Below are 1,535 nucleotides of genomic sequence, written 5' to 3' on the forward strand. Positions count from 1 at the left end.
GTACCTGAGCCCCAAAATGTAAATTCGATGGCCTCACTCTCAAATAAGCATTGTTGATCCTGCCGTAGGCGGGTCAGTGTTCCGCCGAGTGGGCTCAGTCGCAAGCTCCTTCGGCAACTCACCGTCCCTCTCGACCATAACTAAGAGAGAAAAAGATTAAGTCATTCGTTGATATAAAAACAGCCCTAAAAAGGGCTGTTATCTGATAAGGCTGCTTGTTTTGGTGTCACGTTAAAGAAGTCCGGCTTTCTTTCTACGGAAGTAAGTTCTTCGACTGATACCAAGTTCTTCCCATGGTTTAGTTTGGTTTTCGCTTTGGGCATCTGCCGGACGACCGCCACCTTTAGACACCGTACCACCAATAGAACCGGCTTTGGCTTTGTTCTCTTTTGAACCCTTAGCCCCTTTCTTCGCCTGACTCCTGCGGAATCCTTGCGGCGTAAAGTGTTTATACGTCCAATTCGCAATGGATTTTGAGATAGATTTCACCTCGGACACCGGCAGAGGTTGATTAAATTGGCCGTTCAGCGCTTCAACACGCTCATACACAGCACTGTTCCATGCCCGCTTATAGTTTGGTGCCCAATACTCACGAATAGCCTTATAGGCCCATTTACGGACGGTCTCGAACAGCTCACAGTTACGGCCTAAGCCTGTCGCTTCGATACCCCGTAACGGGTGACCACGCAGATCAAGGTAATCCGCCAACTCATCCAGCGTGTACTCGTATTCTGTCCAGAATGCATTCTGCCAATGCGGATGCATTGGGTTTTTCGTCAATAGCCCAGCAAACCCGCGATCCGCTTTCAAGCGCTCAATCATGGCGGACTGAATCGCGGCGGCGTATTTAATTGGCTCGATATTGGCAATATCTGACGTGCAGAACGGGATTTTCAAACGATAGGCGATATGGCCGTGGCCGTTTCTGGGGCTCTTGCTAGTCCAGCAAGGGGCTGGAAGATTCGCGTCATACCAGGCCAACACAGCCCCGTTACGATCAATATCGAAAACGAGGTAAGTCACCATGCTAGGCTGGTTTAATTGCAGGTATTTTCGCTTAACCGCCGTCTTCTTAGGGCGTATGTAGGTGACACCGAGTTCATCGGTGCAATACGGCTTATGCGGCAATGACTCGAAAATATCGAGAAGAATGGCGTTTGAGTGTTCAGTTTTCACACATAACTGCGCTTATGGCGGTCATGTGCGGATTGTGTTTGACGATCCATGTGTTAAAATTACCTCAAGCATTATTGCTGGCCCTGAATTCTCATTATCTACCGCCAAGTTGATTAGATGAGATTCGGGGTTTTGTTTTTTCTGGGGTTTATCTTACCCCTCAGATACTAACTTCGCAATTTAACTACGATTTTCTTGATAGCCATCACATCACACCCTCGACTCGCCCCAGATACACAAAAGGCCACCAAAAGGTAGCCTCTCTCAAAGTTCGGTTAACGGGCGTTATGTTAAGTGAGTTGCGAACGGACGTTTCCCGCCTATGATTTTTTATCAATGGTTATATTTACCATTATTTA

General features: G+C 47.6%; 1 protein-coding gene. It reads right to left on the minus strand.

Translation table 11 applies throughout. From position 1 onward, the window contains the following. Positions 1 to 231: 231 nt before the first annotated feature. Positions 232 to 1,176, minus strand: a complete 945-nt coding sequence (locus tag NHN17_RS25715) for a replication initiation protein (protein ID WP_255045518.1) — start codon at positions 1,174 to 1,176, stop codon at positions 232 to 234. Positions 1,177 to 1,535 lie beyond the last annotated feature (359 nt).

Origin of the sequence: Photobacterium pectinilyticum (assembly GCF_024357955.1) — a bacterium.
In the GTDB taxonomy this organism is placed as follows: domain Bacteria; phylum Pseudomonadota; class Gammaproteobacteria; order Enterobacterales; family Vibrionaceae; genus Photobacterium; species Photobacterium pectinilyticum.